Annotated in this window: 19 protein-coding genes, 1 tRNA gene and 1 pseudogene; 11 read left to right on the top strand and 10 right to left on the bottom strand. The window is 61.5% G+C overall.

Annotated elements, in window-relative coordinates; all coding sequences use genetic code 11:
- Nucleotides 1–126: 126 nt before the first annotated feature.
- Nucleotides 127–750: a hypothetical protein gene (locus BGI27_RS12275; protein ID WP_095525155.1), complete on the bottom strand. Its 624-nt coding sequence runs from the start codon at nucleotides 748–750 to the stop codon at nucleotides 127–129.
- A gap of 127 nt (nucleotides 751–877) precedes the next feature.
- On the opposite strand from BGI27_RS12275, the gene BGI27_RS12270 reads away from it, so the two are divergent.
- Complete coding sequence (locus BGI27_RS12270) at nucleotides 878–1606, top strand: YebC/PmpR family DNA-binding transcriptional regulator (protein ID WP_095525154.1); 729 nt, start codon at nucleotides 878–880, stop codon at nucleotides 1604–1606.
- A 42-nt stretch (nucleotides 1607–1648) separates the two neighbouring features.
- Here the strand turns inward: BGI27_RS12270 and BGI27_RS12265 are convergent, their stop codons facing one another.
- The 7 genes from BGI27_RS12265 to BGI27_RS12235 form a co-directional block, all read right to left on the bottom strand.
- Nucleotides 1649–2416: an SDR family oxidoreductase gene (locus BGI27_RS12265; protein ID WP_223871783.1), complete on the bottom strand. Its 768-nt coding sequence runs from the start codon at nucleotides 2414–2416 to the stop codon at nucleotides 1649–1651.
- Entirely contained in the window at nucleotides 2413–3039 is a 627-nt protein-coding gene (locus BGI27_RS12260) for a thiol:disulfide interchange protein DsbA/DsbL (RefSeq protein WP_095525153.1), read from the bottom strand. The genes BGI27_RS12265 and BGI27_RS12260 overlap by 4 nt, the downstream gene beginning before the upstream one ends.
- A gap of 128 nt (nucleotides 3040–3167) precedes the next feature.
- A complete protein-coding gene (locus BGI27_RS12255) occupies nucleotides 3168–3704 on the bottom strand; it encodes an SPOR domain-containing protein (protein WP_095525152.1) in 537 nt (178 codons plus the stop codon).
- Between the two features lie 51 nt (nucleotides 3705–3755).
- Nucleotides 3756–4412: a carbonate dehydratase gene (can, locus tag BGI27_RS12250; protein ID WP_095525151.1), complete on the bottom strand. Its 657-nt coding sequence runs from the start codon at nucleotides 4410–4412 to the stop codon at nucleotides 3756–3758.
- 97 nt (nucleotides 4413–4509) lie between these two features.
- A complete protein-coding gene (gene rph, locus BGI27_RS12245) occupies nucleotides 4510–5226 on the bottom strand; it encodes a ribonuclease PH (protein WP_095525150.1) in 717 nt (238 codons plus the stop codon).
- 55 nt (nucleotides 5227–5281) lie between these two features.
- Nucleotides 5282–6208, bottom strand: a complete 927-nt coding sequence (locus BGI27_RS12240; protein WP_095525149.1) for a PP2C family protein-serine/threonine phosphatase — start codon at nucleotides 6206–6208, stop codon at nucleotides 5282–5284.
- Entirely contained in the window at nucleotides 6205–7158 is a 954-nt protein-coding gene (locus BGI27_RS12235) for a serine/threonine protein kinase (RefSeq protein WP_095525148.1), read from the bottom strand. Before BGI27_RS12235 ends, BGI27_RS12240 begins: the two co-directional genes overlap by 4 nt.
- 88 nt (nucleotides 7159–7246) lie before the next feature.
- Between BGI27_RS12235 and BGI27_RS12230 the strand changes: the two genes are divergently transcribed.
- From BGI27_RS12230 to ruvA, 9 genes and pseudogenes are all read left to right on the top strand, one after another.
- Nucleotides 7247–8116, top strand: coding sequence for a YicC/YloC family endoribonuclease (locus BGI27_RS12230; RefSeq protein ID WP_095525147.1), 870 nt, complete (start codon nucleotides 7247–7249; stop codon nucleotides 8114–8116).
- 2 nt (nucleotides 8117–8118) lie between these two features.
- Nucleotides 8119–8727, top strand: a complete 609-nt coding sequence (gene gmk, locus BGI27_RS12225; RefSeq protein ID WP_095525146.1) for a guanylate kinase — start codon at nucleotides 8119–8121, stop codon at nucleotides 8725–8727.
- 15 nt (nucleotides 8728–8742) lie between these two features.
- A complete protein-coding gene (gene rpoZ / locus BGI27_RS12220) occupies nucleotides 8743–8949 on the top strand; it encodes a DNA-directed RNA polymerase subunit omega (RefSeq protein ID WP_095525145.1) in 207 nt (68 codons plus the stop codon).
- Nucleotides 8950–8989: 40 nt separating this feature from the next.
- Nucleotides 8990–11250: pseudogene (locus BGI27_RS12215) on the top strand (RelA/SpoT family protein).
- 19 nt (nucleotides 11251–11269) lie between these two features.
- Nucleotides 11270–11452 (top strand): DUF3460 family protein, encoded by a 183-nt coding sequence (locus BGI27_RS12210; protein WP_095525144.1) that lies wholly within the window; start codon nucleotides 11270–11272, stop codon nucleotides 11450–11452.
- A gap of 15 nt (nucleotides 11453–11467) precedes the next feature.
- Nucleotides 11468–12832 carry an exonuclease domain-containing protein gene (locus tag BGI27_RS12205; protein WP_095525143.1) on the top strand — a complete coding sequence of 455 codons (1365 nt, stop codon included), beginning with the start codon at nucleotides 11468–11470 and terminating at the stop codon, nucleotides 12830–12832.
- A 22-nt stretch (nucleotides 12833–12854) separates the two neighbouring features.
- Complete coding sequence (locus BGI27_RS12200) at nucleotides 12855–14312, top strand: rhomboid family intramembrane serine protease (protein ID WP_170943031.1); 1458 nt, start codon at nucleotides 12855–12857, stop codon at nucleotides 14310–14312.
- Nucleotides 14309–14701: a YchJ family protein gene (locus tag BGI27_RS12195; RefSeq protein WP_095525141.1), complete on the top strand. Its 393-nt coding sequence runs from the start codon at nucleotides 14309–14311 to the stop codon at nucleotides 14699–14701. Before BGI27_RS12200 ends, BGI27_RS12195 begins: the two co-directional genes overlap by 4 nt.
- A 55-nt stretch (nucleotides 14702–14756) precedes the next feature.
- Entirely contained in the window at nucleotides 14757–15338 is a 582-nt protein-coding gene (gene ruvA / locus BGI27_RS12190) for a Holliday junction branch migration protein RuvA (protein ID WP_095525140.1), read from the top strand.
- Here the strand turns inward: ruvA and BGI27_RS12185 are convergent, their stop codons facing one another.
- Complete coding sequence (locus BGI27_RS12185) at nucleotides 15339–15530, bottom strand: oxidoreductase-like domain-containing protein (RefSeq protein WP_223871782.1); 192 nt, start codon at nucleotides 15528–15530, stop codon at nucleotides 15339–15341. It lies immediately after the preceding gene.
- 596 nt (nucleotides 15531–16126) lie between these two features.
- Between BGI27_RS12185 and BGI27_RS12180 the strand changes: the two genes are divergently transcribed.
- Nucleotides 16127–16202 (top strand) — tRNA-Phe (locus tag BGI27_RS12180).
- Between the two features lie 105 nt (nucleotides 16203–16307).
- Here the strand turns inward: BGI27_RS12180 and BGI27_RS12175 are convergent.
- On the bottom strand, nucleotides 16308–16592 hold the full coding sequence (locus tag BGI27_RS12175) for a helix-turn-helix domain-containing protein (protein WP_095525138.1): 285 nt from the start codon (nucleotides 16590–16592) through the stop codon (nucleotides 16308–16310).
- Nucleotides 16593–16704: the final 112 nt, after the last annotated feature.

Below are 16704 nucleotides of genomic sequence, written 5' to 3'. Positions count from 1 at the left end.
AGCAGATGGTCGGGAGCCTGATGGCTTGCCACTGCACTCAGGAGGTGGTTTTGCCGCTGGGGAGGAAGGCAAAAAAAACGGGCGTGCTCGGCACGCCCGTCAAACTAGGAGGAGATCAGTCGCAAGTCACTTGCCGCACCCGGCCGTGCATTGATTGAAAACGGCCACGCAATCCGGACTGCGCCCACAGGCATACAGGCGCGAACCGCAGGCCTGCATGCACGCATTCCATTGCGGACTCGCGGTCTGCCCTTGCGGCAGTGCGACACCTCCTCGGACCGGGCTGCAACTGGAAAGTTTCAGCGTCCGCGCCGGACCGGGAAGTTGCGGCCATTCATCGCCGACCAGAGAGAGATCTGTCGCGATGGCTTCGAGATCCTTGGCGTCTTTGATCAGGCCGGAACGCAGCAGGGTGTTGGCTGCCCAGCAGTCGGCCCGTTCTGCCTGTGCCGGGGAGCGTTCGCCATCGGCCAGGTTCAGGCGGATGCGGGCGCATTCGTGTGCGAACAGGAAGGCGCGTGTTTCCGGCAGCAGCTGAGGCATCCGTTCCGGGTTGTAACGGATCACGGGCTGTCCATCCGTGCTGCCGATCCCGAACAGGGTTGGTAGCGCAGCCTCTGCCACGGCGGGAACCGGCCGGTTCTGGGCATCGGAACAACCGCGGAAGGAAAAGGAGACCGGCTCGGAGGCGTGACTGGTACAGGTGGCGATCACTCCCAGTGACAGCAGGATGGTGCGCAGGAAAGACATGACGCGAAGACTCCGTTGAAGTTTGTGCAAATCTATCCTCAGCATGCGGCGGGCAAGCAGGCGCGCTGATCGGCGGCTGTATAATCCGGACCTTTGAATTTTCCGCGGATTATCACAGGGGGCGCACATGGCCGGACATTCCAAATGGGCCAATATCCAGCACCGCAAGGGCCGTCAGGATGCCAAGCGGGGCAAGGTCTTCACCAAACTGATCAAGGAGGTCACGGTTGCTGCCAAGCTTGGCGGAGCCGACCTTACGGCCAATCCGCGTTTGCGCCTCGCAGTGGATAAGGCCAAGGCAGAGTCGATGCCGAAGGACAACATCGAGAATGCCATCAAGCGCGGTACGGGCCAGCTCGAAGGTGTGGTGTACGAAGAAGTCCGCTATGAGGGATACGGCATCGGTGGTGCTGCCGTGATGGTGGATTGCCTGACCGACAACAAGAACCGCACTGTGGCTGAAGTGCGCCATGCGTTCGCCAAGTTCGGTGGCAACATGGGGACCGATGGCTGCGTGGCCTTCCAGTTCAAGCATTGTGGCGTGCTGCTGTATGCGCCGGGCACGGACGAGACGAAGCTGATGGATGCTGCGCTGGAAGCGGGTGCAGAGGATGTGGTGAGCAACGATGATGGCTCGATCGAAGTGCTGACGGGGCCGTGGGAGTTCTCCGGCGTGCAGGAAGCCCTGGAGGCCGCCGGCTTCAAGGCAGAGTTTGGCGAAGTGACGATGCGTGCGCTGAACGAAACCGAGCTGACCGGGGACGATGCTGCCCGCATGCAGAAGCTGCTGGATGTGCTGGATGGGCTCGATGATGTGCAAGAGGTGTATACCTCTGCCGCCATCGACGAAGCCTGATACGGTGGCGATCTGGCGAAAGGGCGGCCTAGGCCGCCCTTTTCATTTCAGCAATCCGCGTGGTTTGCGCCCGGCACGGATGGCGAGCCGGTCATACAGCCAGCAGGGCACGCAGGCCAGCGCCCGGGCAACGATTGCCATCTGCCAGGGAATCGTTGCACGTGCGCAGCCGCTGTCGATTGCACGCAGGAAACGCCTGGCTGCTTCATCCGCGTCCAGGATGAAGGGCATCCGATAGGGATTGCCGTCGGTCATCGGTGTACGGATGTAGCCGGGGCGAATCTCCATCACCTTCACACCGCTGCCGCGCAGTTCCACGCGCAGGCTTTCGAGGTAACGGCTGGCAGCCGCCTTGGACGCACTATAGGCGCCCGCACCTGGCAGGCCGCGTACGCCGGCCACCGAACTGATGCCAACCAATTGGCCGTGGCGTGCACGCCGCATGTCGCGGATGAAGGGCTGAAAGGTCGCAGCCATGCCCAGCAGATTGATCTGGACGATACGCTCGAAGGCGAGCAGATCGCTGCGTTCTTCACTCAGCGTGCCAGAGGAAACGCCGGCATTGGCGATGACGATATCGGGCAGGCCGAAGCGGTCATTGAACTCGACCGCGGCCTGCTGCAGCGAATTGGCATCCGCGACGTCGGCCACCAGTACCAGATGCTCTCCCGGCAAGTCGTCGGCCAGCGCCTGCAGTGCCTCACGGCGCCGGCCGAGCAAACCCAGCGTGGCGCCGTCCGCGGCATAAGCGCGCGCCAAGGCCGCGCCTATGCCGCTGGAAGCTCCGGTGATGAAAACGCGCCGGCTCACTTCTTGGCTTGCGCCGAGCGTTCCTGGGCGATCAGACGGTCCATGGTGGTCAGGGTTTGCGGGCCGGCCCCTTCGATCAGATATTTGCCGTTGACCGTGACGGTAGGCGTGGCCTGGATCTTGTAGGCCAGAGTGAGTTGTTCGGCGCGCTTGGTCTGGGAGTCGACCGTGAAGGAAGTGCGCCACGTATCGTTGAACTTCTTTACATCGACGCCCTGCTTGGTCAGCCAGTCGTTACGCACGGCTTCCTTGTCGAGGCTCAGGCGGCGATCCTGCACGGCTTCGAAGATGCTGCTTTCGAGCTTTTCGTCCAGGCCCATGGACTGCAGCGTGTAATACATGCGCGTCAGCGCTTGCAGGGCAGGATTGCCGAAGGAAACAGGTACCTTCTTGAACACCACATCCTTGCCCTGGGCTGCGGCCCATTTGCTGATTTCGGGGGCGAAACGCCGGCAGTGAACGCAGGCGAACGAGGCGAATTCAAGCACCTCGATCTGGCCATTGGCACCGCCAGGCTGTGGCGGTTTCACGAGCTGATAGTCCTGCCCCTGGGCAAACAGCAGGGGCGAAGCTGTGAGTGTTGCCAGGGCGAGCAGGCCCTTGAGGGTTGTGCGGCGGTGCATGTGGATCGATCTCCAGTTTGTTGGGATTCATACGGCCCTGCATTCAAACGTTATCACCACGTTGGTTCGCCCGCTGTGGCTCCCCGTCTCGTCCTGCACTTGGATGCAAACCGTATTCGTCGTTCTGATCAGGGCGTTGCCTTGACCTTGGTGGCTTCCAGTCCTTCCGTGGCAAGCCGGGCGCGGAGACCTTCCGCCGCGTCAGCCGAGGCGTAGGGGCCAAGGCGTACGCGATGGTAGATGCCCTTGGTGCCGAGGTCGACACGCTGCACGTTGGCCTCGATGCCGGACATTGCCAGGCGGGCTTTCAGGTTGTCGGCGTCGGCCGGATTCTGGAAGGAGCCAACCTGTAGATAGATCTGCTGGCTGGCAACTGGTTCCTTGGGGGGCGATGTGATTGTCGGTGCAGACGCAGATTCCCCGCCGGGCAGGATCCGGTAGAAATCGAGCTTGGGTTTTTCCGCCGGTTGGCCAGGCAGCGGCGTGGGAGGCGTGCTCCTCTGGGCTGCCGGGCGCGCAGGCGCGCGATTTTTTTCTTCGGTGAAAGGTTTAGGGCCGAAGTTGATGTAGATCGCCACGGCGGCGGCAATCAGAACCCCGATCAGCAGGCCGATGACCAGTCCGACCAGGGTATTGCCGCGCTGGCTGCGTGCCGTGCTGTGCATGAATGAGTCCTTTGTGAAAGACGGCGCAGTATACCCGGCAGTACGGGGGCATCAGCCGCGTTGCATGATCCGGGCGACAGAGGCTTCGTAACAGCCACGGACGTCGCCCTCGCGGTACATGTCGGCACCCAGCTCCCGCACCAGACCATCGGCCAGGCTGTAGATCCAGCCATGGACGGCGACTTCCTGACCACGTGCCCAGGCATCCCGGACCACGGTGGTATCGCAGACGTTGAGGGTCTGCTCGATCACGTTCAGCTCGCACAGCAGATCGCATCGTGTCGCCGTGTCATCGATGTCGAGCAGGCGTTCGCGGTATTTGTCGCGAACATCCTGCACATGGCGCAGCCAGTTGTCGGCCAGCCCGACGCGCAGGCCCTGCATCGCCGCGTTGACGCCGCCGCAGCCATAATGGCCGACGATGAGCACGTGCTTCACATGCAGCACGTCGATTGCATATTGCAGTGCCGAAAGACAGTTCAGGTCGGCGTGCCCCACCACATTGGCGACATTGCGATGGACAAACACTTCGCCCGGGGCCAGGCCGATTATCTCGTTGGCCGGCACACGGCTGTCGGAACAGCCGATCCACATGAATTCAGGGTTTTGCTGGGCGATCAGGCGAGAGAAGAACTCAGGGTCGTTGTCGCGTTCCTTTTGCGACCAGGCCCTGTTGCGTTCGAAAAGCTCGTCTATGGAAATACTCATGGGGTCAATCCGGAAGTGCCCAGGAAACCGTCCTGGCGCGTGCCGCTTGGCGTGGCTTCAGAGCATGTCACCCGGGGTGGAGTTCCGGGCGGACTTGTCAGGCGGAAACGGATTGCTGTTGCAGGCGGCACAATTGTGCGATGCCATCGGCGGCCAGCGCCAGCAGGGCGTCCAGTTCCGTGCGGCTGAAGGGCGTGCCTTCGGCAGTGCCCTGGACTTCTACAAACCCGCCTTGGCCTGTCATGACCACATTCATGTCGGTATCGCAGTCAGAGTCTTCGGCATAGTCGAGGTCCAGTACCGCCTGCCCGCCATGGATGCCGACAGATACGGCCGCCACCCAATCTTTGAGCGGGGAAGTCGCCAGTTTGCCGTTGGCCACCAGCCCCTGAAGCGCATCGTGCAATGCCACGCAGGCACCGGTGATGGCTGCGGTACGGGTGCCGCCATCGGCCTGCAAGACATCGCAGTCGATGGTGATCTGACGTTCGCCAAGAGCCTTGAGATCGACCACAGCACGCAGGCTACGGCCGATCAGGCGCTGGATTTCCTGGGTGCGGCCACTTTGCTTGCCCTTGGCGGCTTCCCGTGCCATGCGGGTATGCGTGGAGCGCGGCAGCATGCCGTATTCGGCGGTTACCCAACCTTCGCCCTTGCCCTTGAGGAAGCCGGGAATCGTTTCTTCGACCGAGGCGGTGCACAACACCTTGGTATTGCCGAACTCGACGAGTACTGAGCCTTCTGCGTGACAGGTGTAATGACGGGTGATGCGCACGTCGCGCAGCTGATGGGGGGGGCGTTTGGATGGGCGCATGATGGGGAGCAAGTCAGATGGCAGGGAGCTGCGGGCGGTAGAACCCATGCGGGTACTATTTACCCGGATCGAAACGGGAGTACTTTTTGATGGCTTCGTTGATTTCGTCGATGGCGCGTTCGATCTCGTCTTCGCTGAGACTGCCTTCGGGGCCACGGCTGCGGACGAAGCCTTCCATCTTGGTGGTGATGCCATCCAGGGGCATGGAATTGGTGGAAATCGTGGAGGCGGGCACCTCTGCGTAGTCGTCGTGCCAGTGCATGCTCAGCATCGAGAGATTGTCGCAGGTCAGGCCGCCGCGCGCTTCGGCCAGATCCATCAGGCGGGGCGAGGCTTCGAGCACGTTGGTGTCGGACAGGCGCGTGGTGAAGTCCTCCGGCACTAGGTTGCCCCATACGCCATCGGTACAGATCACGATGAGATCGTTGGCAAACAGCGGCACCGGCGAGGAGAACTCCATCTGCGGCGAGTGCGAACCACCGAGGCAACTGAAGATGCGGTTGCGGGCAGGATGACGTGCGGCCTCTTCTTCGTCGATCAGGCCCTGGTCCAACATCATCTGCAGGCGCGAGTGATCGCGCGTCTGCTGCACGATACGGCCACGGCGGATCATGTAGAGGCGTGAATCGCCTGCGTGCGCCCAGAAGGCGACGCTGTTCTGGATCAGACAGGCAACGATGGTGGTGCGCGGCGCTTCCGGCAAATTCTTGTCGAAGGCGTAATCCTGGATCGCGGCGTGGGCATTGCTCAGGCTGCGCGAAAGAAACATCAGTTCATCCTGGATGCGTGGCCTGGCCGCGCGCTGGAAAGCTTCGACGATGTATTGCACGGCAATCTGCGCCGCGACTTCACCGTGCAGATGGCCGCCCATGCCGTCCGCCACCACGAGCAGCAAGGATTCGCGCGTATAGCTGTAGGCGACACGGTCCTGATTGTTGGGGCGGGTGCCGGGCCGGCTTTCTTGGTAGATGGTGAACTTCATGATCTGCCTATGAGGGCTTTCATGCGGTACAGCGCCCGGCCAAGCAAGCTGGCGGGAATGCTCTGCACCGACAGGCGCTGACGTGACAACAGTTCTTTTTGCAGGGCATACACGCTCTGCGGCCGCTTGAGATGATCAAGCGCCAGGCACCAGTCTATGGTTTCCAGCAAATGCCTGGAGTACTGACCCGCCCAGCGTTTGACGGCCGGTTCCATCTGGTCCTTCTTCATCCGCTCATCCGAGCGCTGCGGCGCTGCGCCGGCGAGGCAGGCATACATGGCCGCACCCGTGCTGTAGATATCGCTCCAGGGACCGAGTTGCTCGCGGTCGTGAAACTGTTCCGGTGGTGCGAAACCCGGCGTATACATCGGCTTGAGCATCGGTTGGTCCTGCGCCAGCGTCTGACGGGCGGCACCGAAATCCAGCAGCACGGGCGTGCCGTCGTTGCGCAGATAGATGTTGGAGGGTTTGATGTCCAGGTGGAGCAGCTTGTGGGCGTGCACTTCGCGCAGGCCGTTGAGCATGCGGGTGAAGACGCCCCGAATGAAGCGCTCCTTGATGTGCCCCTTGTTGCGCTGGATGAAGTCCTGCAGCGTACGGCCCCGTTCGAACTGCATGACCATATAGACCGTGCCGTTGGCGCGGAAGAAGTTCAGCACGCGTACTACGTTCGGGTGTTGTAGCTTGGCCAGCGAGCGGCCTTCCTCGAAGAAGCATTTCATGCCATAGCGGAACGCGGCCTGATGCTCTTCCTCTATCTGTGGCTCCACTTCCCCGACCTTGCGCAAGGCCAGCGAATTGGGCAGGTATTCCTTGATCGCCACCGGCTTGCCTTCTTCATCGGTGGCCAGATAGACGATCGAAAAGCCGCCCAGGCTGAGCTGCTGTTCGATTCGGTATTGCTCCAGCTGGAAGCCTGGAGGCAGTGGGCTATTGACTTGGGACGACATGTATCCGGGTTATGATCCGCCTGTATCCATCAATTCTCGGGTTTTGGTCGCAGCGTGTAAAGGCGACCGCCCTTTCCAGGAAACTCAAATGGTATTCAGCATGACTGGCTACGCCGCGCTTTCGCGCGATGTAGGCAACGCTTCCCTGCAGATCGAGCTGCGCAGCGTGAACTCGCGTTATCTGGACCTCGCATTCCGTGTCGGTGAGGATCTGCGCTTTGCCGAGCCACTGGTGCGTGAGCAGATCAATGCCAGCGTATCACGCGGCAAGATCGAGTGCCGGATGGGCCTGCAGGCCGTGGCAGGTGGCAGTGCCGGCGACTTGAAACTCAACGCGACGTTGCTGGGGCGCCTGAGCGAGGCACAAGCGCAGGTGCATGCGCTTTTTCCACAGGCCGCCCCCCTGAGCACGGGAGAAGTGTTGCGCTGGCCGGGCGTTCTGGCCGACGAAGGGGTGGATAACGAACGTTTGACCAGCGCGGTACAGGCGATTGCCAAGGATGCACTGGCCGAGCTGCGTGCAGCTCGGGCTCGCGAAGGCGAGAAGCTGGTGATCATGCTGCGCGAGCGCATCGCATTGATGCGTGCCCGCGTGGCGGAAGCCGAACCGTTGGTGCCGGCTGCCGTGGCGGAATATCGTGAGCGCCTCACGCTGAGGCTGCGCGAAGCTGTCGCCAGCCTCGATGAAGATCGTATCCGTCAGGAAGTCACCTTGTTCGCACAGCGTGCAGATGTGGCCGAGGAGATCTCCCGCCTCTCCGCACATCTGGACGAGGTGGAGCGCATCCTTGGCAAGGGCGGTGCGGTTGGCAAGCGTCTTGACTTCCTCATGCAGGAACTCAACCGCGAGGCCAACACGCTCGGCTCCAAGGCTGTTTCGCCCGTGTTGACGGGAATTTCGGTCGACCTGAAGGTCTATATCGAACAGATGCGCGAGCAGGTCCAGAACCTGGAGTAAGCATGCCCGGATCCCTCTTCATCGTTTCCGCGCCTTCCGGGGCCGGTAAGACCACGTTGGTGCGCGAGTTGCTGGCGCGCGATCCGGGGGTGCGTCTGTCCGTTTCCTATACGACGCGTGCGCCGCGCGCCGGTGAGGTCGATGGTGTTGCCTACCATTTTACCGACAGGGCAGATTTCATCGCGCGCCGCGATCGCGGCGAGTTTCTCGAGTGGGCGGAGGTTCATGGCAACTACTACGCCAGTTCGCGGATCTGGCTCGAAGAACAGATGCGCGCAGGGCAGGATGTTCTGCTTGAGATCGACTGGCAGGGCGCTGTCCAGGTGCGCCGGATCTTTCCGCAGGCGGTCGGGGTTTTCGTGCTCGCACCGAGCTACGCGGAACTGGAAAACCGGCTGCGCGGGCGTGGAACGGACAGCGAAGATGTGATCGCACGCCGGCTCGCGGCGGCCTGTGAAGAAATGAAACAGGTAGACCAGTTTGATTACGTTATAATTAACAAAGACTTGCAGGTTGCCGCCGGCGAGCTTCAGTGTGTCGTCCGTGCGGCCCGGTTGCGGACGCCGCTGATGCGGCGTCGTAGCCCCCAAAGTTTCTTTTCCGCTGTCTGACAAAAGGATTTCATCATGGCTCGTATCACGGTCGACGATTGTCTGCCCAAGATTCCCAACCGCTTCCAGCTCACCCTGGCCGCAACCTACCGTGCACGCCAGCTCGCCGGAGGCAGCACGCCGCAGGTCGACGCCGGCCGTGACAAGCCTACCGTGATCGCGTTGCGCGAAGTTGCCGCTGGCAAGGTGGGCCTGGAAATACTCAACCGCAGTCAACCCTGATTTCGGGATGGCAGGAGCCAAGGTGCGTTCGGAGATTCTCATGGAACCCTGGCCTACAGCTCCTGCGATGGTTGCATCTCCCCCCTCGCCACTCGGCCCACAGCCGGAGAGCGAGGCGGAAGATCGTGGCGCGCATGGTTTCGTTGCCGCGATCGAATTCGCCAGGTTGCGCGCACAGGCCGCGCGCTACCTGAAGACTGAGGATCTGGATGTGCTGGACGCGGCGTTTGCCCTCGCGGTCCAGGCACACGAAGGCCAGTTCCGCATCAGTGGCAAACCCTATGTTTCGCATCCGCTGGCGGTCGCAGAGATCTTGGCGCAATGGCACCTCGATGTGCAGGCGTTGATTGCCGGTCTTCTGCATGACGTGATGGAAGACAGCGGTGTCACCAAAGCCGATCTGGAGGCTCGCTTCGGCAACACGGCGGCTGAGCTGGTCGACGGCGTTTCCAAGCTCGATCGCATCGAGAATCAGACCTACCAGCAGGCGCAGGCGGAGAACTTTCGCAAGATGTTCCTGGCGATGGCGCGCGATGTGCGTGTCATCCTCATCAAGCTGGCCGACCGCTTGCACAACATGCGCACGCTGGATGCGGTGCGGCCGGACAAGCGCCGCCGCATCGCGCGTGAAACCCTGGAGATCTTCGCGCCGATCGCCAACCGCCTCGGCCTCAACACCCTGTACCGTGAGCTGCAGGAGCTGGCATTCAAGAACACCCATCCCCTGCGTTATCGGGTGTTGGCTAAGGCATTGCGTGCAGTGCGCGGCGATCATCGCGAGCTGATCACGCGGCTGATGACCACCATTCGCGAACGTTTGCCGACCTGGGGCGTGGATGCCGAGATCTATGGGCGCGAGAAGCATCTGTTCGGCATCTACCGGAAGATGGTCGACAAGCAGCTTTCCTTCAAACAGGTGCTGGACATCTATGGTTTCCGCATCCTGGTCAAGGACATCCCCGGCTGTTATCTCGCGCTTGGCGCCCTGCATGAGCTGTACAAGCCGGTGCCGGGCAAGTTCAAGGATTACGTGGCTCTGCCCAAGGCGAACGGCTATCAGTCGTTGCATACCACGGTGATCGGGCCGAACGGCTTGCCTGTCGAAGTGCAGATCCGCACTCATGAGATGCACACCATCGCCGAATCCGGCGTCGCTTCGCACTGGATGTACAAGGACGATTCGGCCGACTCCTACTCCGACCTGCAACGCAAGACGCACAACTGGCTGCAGTCGTTGCTGGAGCTGCAGTCCAGCTCTGGCGACTCCTCCGAATTCCTCGAGCATGTGAAGATCGACCTCTTCCCGGGTGAGGTCTTCGTATTCACACCGGCTGGCCAGATTCGCAATTTGCCGCGTGGTGCCACGGCCGTCGATTTTGCCTATGCCGTGCACACCGATGTCGGTAATCGTTGCGTGGCCTGCAAAATCAATGGTGAGCTGCGCCCCTTGCGCACCGAACTGAAGAACGGCGATCAGGTCGAAATCACCACGGCCCAGCATTCCAACCCGAATCCGGCCTGGTTGTCCTACGTGCGCACCGGCAAAGCGCGCGCCGAGATCCGCCATTTCCTCAAGACCGTGCAACAGGAAGAGGCCACGCATCTGGGTGAGCGCCTGTTGGCGCAATCTTTACGTCATTTCGGCTTGTTGCTGGTCGATATCGGCAGCACGGCCTGGGAGCGTTTCCTCAAGGAATTCAATAGCCGTACGCGCGAGGAAATCTATACCGATATCGGGCTTGGCAAGCGTCTGGCAGCCGTCGTTGCCAGTCGTCTGGTCGATCTGCAGGATGAAAAGCTGGCCTCCGATGGTGAGACTGCGCAGCGTCCGCGCACTCCCATCCCGATCCGCATCCAGGGCGGCGAGGGCATGGCGGTACAGATGGCTCGCTGCTGTCGTCCGATTCCCGGAGACCCTATCGTCGGCCTGCTGCGCAAGGGGCAAGGTCTGGAGGTCCACCTCAACGACTGTCCCACGCTTACGCGCAACCATTCGGCAGAGCGCGACCGTTGGGTGGATGTGGAATGGGAGGCCGGTTCCGAGCGTTTCTTCGATGTCGGCGTGCGCGTGCTGATCCTGTGCATCGGCGCGGTGTTCTGGCGCGCGTTGCGGCAGCCATCGCGGATCAGGAAGCTAACATCCAGAATGTGAACATGGAAGGCGAGCAGGGAGACAACAGCATCATCCACTTCACCATCCAGGTGAAGAATCGCCCGCATCTGGCCCGTATCATGCGCGCTGTGCGCCACATTCCGGATGTGATCCGTATCGTGCGCGAGCGCAGCACAGACAAACGCTGATCCCGTAAAAGAGAGAACGATGTCCTACGTTTCCGAATTCACGAAGTTCATGAACGACTGGCTGACGCAGCACCCCGAGCAACAGCAGGAGCGCCGTGATGGTCGGGCGTTGTGGTGGGATAAACCTCAGGATCCCGCCCTGCAGCAAGAGCCCCTGGCCAGTCGTGTGGCACAGAAGCCCTACCCCTACCAGGTGGATTGAGCGTACCCGGAATTCATGCAACTGCCTCGCCTGGCCATCGTCGACCTTGAGACGACCGGGGCCGATCCGAATCGCGACCGTATCACCGAGATCGCCATCCTGGTGACCGAGGGAGAGCGCCTGATCGAGCAGTGGAGCAGCCTGGTGCAGCCTGGCATGCCGATTCCTGCGCGCATCCAGACGCTGATCGGTATCACCGATGAAATGGTGGCGCAGGCGCCGGAGTTTCCGGCTCTGGCCGAGCAGGTCCAGCGGTTGTTGGCCGATGCGGTCTTCGTCGCCCACAATGCCCGCTTCGATTACAACTTCCTGCGCACGGCCTTCGAGCGTTGCGGTGTTGCCTGGCAGGCGCCAGTACTGTGTACCGTCAAGTTCTCGCGTGCGCTGGACCCCGAACATCCGAGGCATGGGCTTGATGCCCTGATCGCGCGTGGCGGCTACGAAATACAGTCGAGACATCGCGCATTGGACGACGCCCTGATCGTCTGGCGCTTCTTGCAGGATGCATTGCCGCGCGCCAGTGAGGAGCGCCTGCAAAAGGCCTGGGACAAGGCCTTCTCGCCAGCCAGCCAATTGCCTCGCATGCCGCGCGGCAATCTTGAAGGCCTGCCTGACTCGCCCGGCGCCTATGTTTTCCGCAGTGCAACCGGGCAGGTTCTGGAAATTGGCCGTGCCCGCGATCTGCGTTCTCAGGTTCTGGGTTTCTTCACCAACCTGCGTGCCAGTGCTCGTCAACGCAAGCTTGCCGAAACCGTGCACGAAGTCGAAAGCTGGCCTTGTGCAGGGGAACTGGGGGCACAGCTGCAGGAGCTGAGCCTGCAGCGCAGCCTGCGCGGGCAGGAGGCCTCGCGCGCCTATGCCTGGGCATTGGCCGCCCCTGGAGCGGAGTCACGGTTGCAACTGATCGAACTCACGGGCAGCGATCCTGTGCACTGGGGAGAGGTGTTCGGCAGCTTCCGTGGTGAACGGGAAGCGCGTACTACCTTGCAAGAGCTGGCACGCCAGCATCGTCTGTGCGCTACACGGATCGGTCTGGAGCAAGGTGGCGGCCCTTGCCAGGCCGTGCACCTCGGGCGCTGCCATGGCGTTTGCATCGGCCGCGAAGCGGAGGCTCTTCATGATGCCCGACTGCTCCAGGCGCTGACCCTGTTGCGCATGAAAGCGTGGCCAGTGACGGGGGTTTTGCAAGTGCGCGAGCACCATGAGGGGAGCGAGCGTAGCCAGACGCATATCTTCGATCACTGGTGCTGGTTGGGCAGTGCCGACGATGAGGCCGTACTGGGGGAATTGCTGCAGGCGCCCCCTTCCCGTCGTTTCGATCCCGATATCCAGCGTTTGCTCGTGCGATGGCTGGCGGCCAGTACCAGCGCGTTGGCGTGATATCGCCCGGAAGTGTGGCCGCATGTTGATGATGCCTTATGTGAGCCGCATCACCCGCGCCCGTTTTCCGGTAGCGGTACTGCTGCTGGTCCTGATCAACCTGTTTGTCTATTTTGTGCTGCAGGCGCGGGACGAGCAGCGTTACGAGCTGTTGGGCGACTACTACGCCAGCAGTGTGTTGCCGGGCATCGAATTTCCGGCGTATGCGCAATGGCTGGGCCGGCAGGCGGAAACCGCGAAGCTGGTGGCCTTCGAGGAAGCGCGGCGGCGCGATGGCTTCGCGGCTTTGCACATGCTGGAAGCGGATTCTGCATTCCAGCAGGCTTTGCGGAACGGAGATGTGCTGCCCGAGCAGGATGCCCGGCGAGCGGATTGGAAGCGTGCACGGGGGCAATTCGAGGCCATGCGTGCGCAGCTGTTTACCGAACGCTTTGCCTTCGATGCAAGCCATCCTTCATGGCTGACGGCGATTACGCATCAGTTCCTGCATGGCAGCCGCGCACATCTGGTCGGCAACATGGTCGTGCTCATCCTTATTGCGCCCGCCGTGGAAGCTTTGGTGGGCAGCACGGCTTTTCTGACCATTTATTTGCTGGGTGGCCTGGTTGCCGCTGCGAGCCACATGCTGTTTGCCGGCGCCGCGGCGGGCTCGCTGGTCGGAGCCTCTGGTGCCATCTCTGCCGCCATGGGCGCGTTTGCCGTGCTGCTGGGGCGTCGCCGTATTCCCTTCTTCTATTTTGTTGTGGTGTATTTCGATGTGATCCGGGCGCCAGCCTTGCTGGCATTGCCACTGTGGATGGCAAACGAGTTGGTGCAGTTCTTTTGGTTCGGTGACCGGCAGGTGGCTTATGGTGCGCATTTTGGCGGTTTGCTTGCCGGTGCTCTGTTGGCGTTCCCTTTGCGCGCCCGGGCCATGGCTCGGCTGGCTAGGCAGGATGCTGCCGATGTGACGCCGATCAATCCGACCGGCCGCGAATCCGAAAATCTGCCTTGGGCACCGGCTCTTCGGGATGCGCGGCGGTTGATGACTGCACAGCGTTTCGACGAGGCCCGTCGAGCCTATGGCCTTGTCGTCCGGCATGAAGGCGTGAGTACCGGGGCACTGCGCGAGTGCTTCAATGTGTTGCGTCTGTCGCCGACCAATACTGAATATCAGGCCTGCCTGTCTGCCATTTTTACGATGGACAGGAGCGCACCAGAGCAAACACTGGTACTCGATGCATTCCGTGATTACGCCAGGAATACGGCCGCCGTGGCGCTGCCCCCCAAAGTGCTGGTCATGCTGGTGCGCCATTTCGCGCATTGCCGGGCGTGGCGGGAGCTGGAGCAAGCCGCACAAGCCTTGCACGCGGCGGCCCCTGACAGTCCAGCGTTGGTGCCGATACTGGCAAAAGCGGCCCATGCGCTACGCGAAGGCGGCGAGCCACTCCGGGCGTTGACGCTGACCCGCATGATCAGCCATGGAGACCGCACTCCATGAATGGGAAGACGATGCGCGAGCCTTGCCCGTGTGGCAATGGCAAGCCCTACATGGACTGTTGTGGGCGCTGGCATGCCGGCGCAGCCGCGCCTAGCCCGGAAGCACTGATGCGTTCCCGCTATACGGCCTTTGCTTTGGGGCTGGAGGCCTATCTGCTTGCAACCTGGCACCCCAGTACAAGGCCTGCCACGCTGGATTTGGCTGTATCTCCGCAAGCGCGCTGGATCGGTCTGCAGATCCTTGCAGCCCCGGCGGCCGAAGGCGTGTCCGGGGAGGTCAGCTTTGTCGCCCGCTGCCGAATCGGAGGGCGTGCCGAGCGCCTGCAAGAGTGCAGCCGTTTCGTGCGTGAAGAGGGGCGCTGGTATTACCTGGATGGCGATGTGGTCTGAGCCAAGCGCCTGCGGGTGCTAGGATGTGCGCCCTCTCAATTCGTCGGGAAAAGTCATGATCGGTCGCCTCGCGGGAACCCTGCTGGCCAAGACTCCACCCCAGATCCTGCTGGATGTCGGTGGCGTCGGCTACGAGCTGGAGGTGCCGATGAGTACCCTCTACAACCTGCCTGCCCTTGGTGAGCGCGTGGTGCTGGTCACGCATCTCGCCGTGCGTGAAGACGGGCATTTCCTCTATGGTTTCGCCACCGAGGAAGAGCGCTCGGCCTTCCGTCAATTACTCAAGATCTCGGGGATAGGAGCGCGGACGGCACTTGCAGTGCTTTCCGGAATGTCGGTGGCTGACCTTGCCAGCGCGGTCGCCCTGCAGGAAAGCGGGCGGCTGGTAAAGATCCCTGGAATCGGCAAGAAGACTGCCGAGCGCCTGTTGCTTGAGCTGAAAGACCGTTTTGCCAAGGCGTTACCCAGTGTGGCCGGTGCCGTGGTGCAGCACGACGCGCAGAGTGACATCGTTCATGCTTTGTTGTCGTTGGGGTACAACGAGAAGGAGGCGATGGCCGCGTTGCGTCAGTTGCCACCGGAGACGGGCGTCACCGAGGGTATCCGTGCTGCGCTCAAATTGCTTTCCAAGGCCTGATCAGACCTGCTCCGGATGGCGCGCCAGCCAGGCGGCAAGCTTGCGGGCGTAGTCCCGCTTCGCGTATTCATGAATTTCCCAGACGCAGGCTTCGCCACAGCCATTCTGGCAGCAGTCGAAGTCTCCAGGCGGCTCGGGAGGCATGGGGCGTGGATCTTCCTGCATGTTTTCCACATAGTCTTTCTGTTGCATGTACTGATCTTAGCCGGCGCTATCACGTGCATGCAAAACAGATGGAATGCATGTGGGCTTGGTTTGCGGCCATGAGGAGTCTTCCAATGCTGTATCGGATGTGGTTCGTATGGTTACTGATGAATGCATCCGTGGCATCTGCGCAGCAGACAATGCCAGCGCTGTTGCCACTGCCCGCGGAGGAAATGGCCGGATGCGGTTGTAGTTTTGGGCAGCAGCGGGGACAGCCGCTGTTGTTCTGGTCCTGGGAGGGGGATCGGCAGAGCGCGGTCGTCCATGAACAAGAGGGGCTGCGGACGCTTACGCTGCGTAGTGAGAAGTATTTGCCGACATTGCGCCAGCCTGCACGGGCAGGCGATCGCATGGCACTGCAATTTGCCCGGGCCGGCTGGAGCATCCAGACCGCCAGTGAAGTGACACGGACATGCTCCGCGCGTGCGAGGCAGTGTGCCGGCACTGACTATCGCAGCCGTATCGTGTTGCAGTGGCAGGGAAAACAACGCAAGGAGCTCGATGGCTGGGCACACTGTGCCTGTTCTGACTGAAAGGCGGGGCTTGCAGTTGGGCGATTCATGGTCTATAGTTTGGCCCTCTTTGGCCTGGTAGCTCAGTTGGTAGAGCAGCGGATTGAAAATCCGCGTGTCGGTGGTTCAATTCCGCCCCAGGCCACCAAAATTTAGCAATGAAATCAACGCCTTAAGTGCTTCGGCTCCTAAGGCGTTTTTCTTTGTCGATCCGTGCAAACACGAAACGAACACAGTGCTGCGCCCCGCGTGGTCAGGTTCGGCTTCTCGTCTTCTTGCTCCGAGCGAATGGGTTGCGGCTGCGCTGCTCAAGATACTCGCACAGCAACTCCTGAGGTGATACGCCCAGGGCCTCCGCGAACTCTACCAACTCCACCGCATCGATGCGGCGCTCGCCTCGTTCGCACTTGGATACGAAGGTCTGGGTGTTCCCAAGTCGCTCAGCCAATTCGACTTGTGACACGCCCATGCGCTTGCGTGCCGCCTTGAGGACAGACAGCAGGAGCTGGTAGTCGGTGTTGTGGGTCGATTGGGACATTGCATGGTGACTCAAAGGTCAAGGCACGCTAAAGTCCGTTTCGGATTAGTCCAAAATTGAATCGCCCCGGGTTTCCTAGACAGCCCCGAGCTTCATGAAATACTGTTTTTCA

The organism is Candidatus Dactylopiibacterium carminicum, assembly GCF_014736495.1.
Classification (GTDB): domain Bacteria; phylum Pseudomonadota; class Gammaproteobacteria; order Burkholderiales; family Rhodocyclaceae; genus Uliginosibacterium; species Uliginosibacterium carminicum.
The sequence above is the reverse complement of the archived record's forward strand: the minus strand, read 5'-3'. Positions and strand labels throughout refer to the sequence as shown.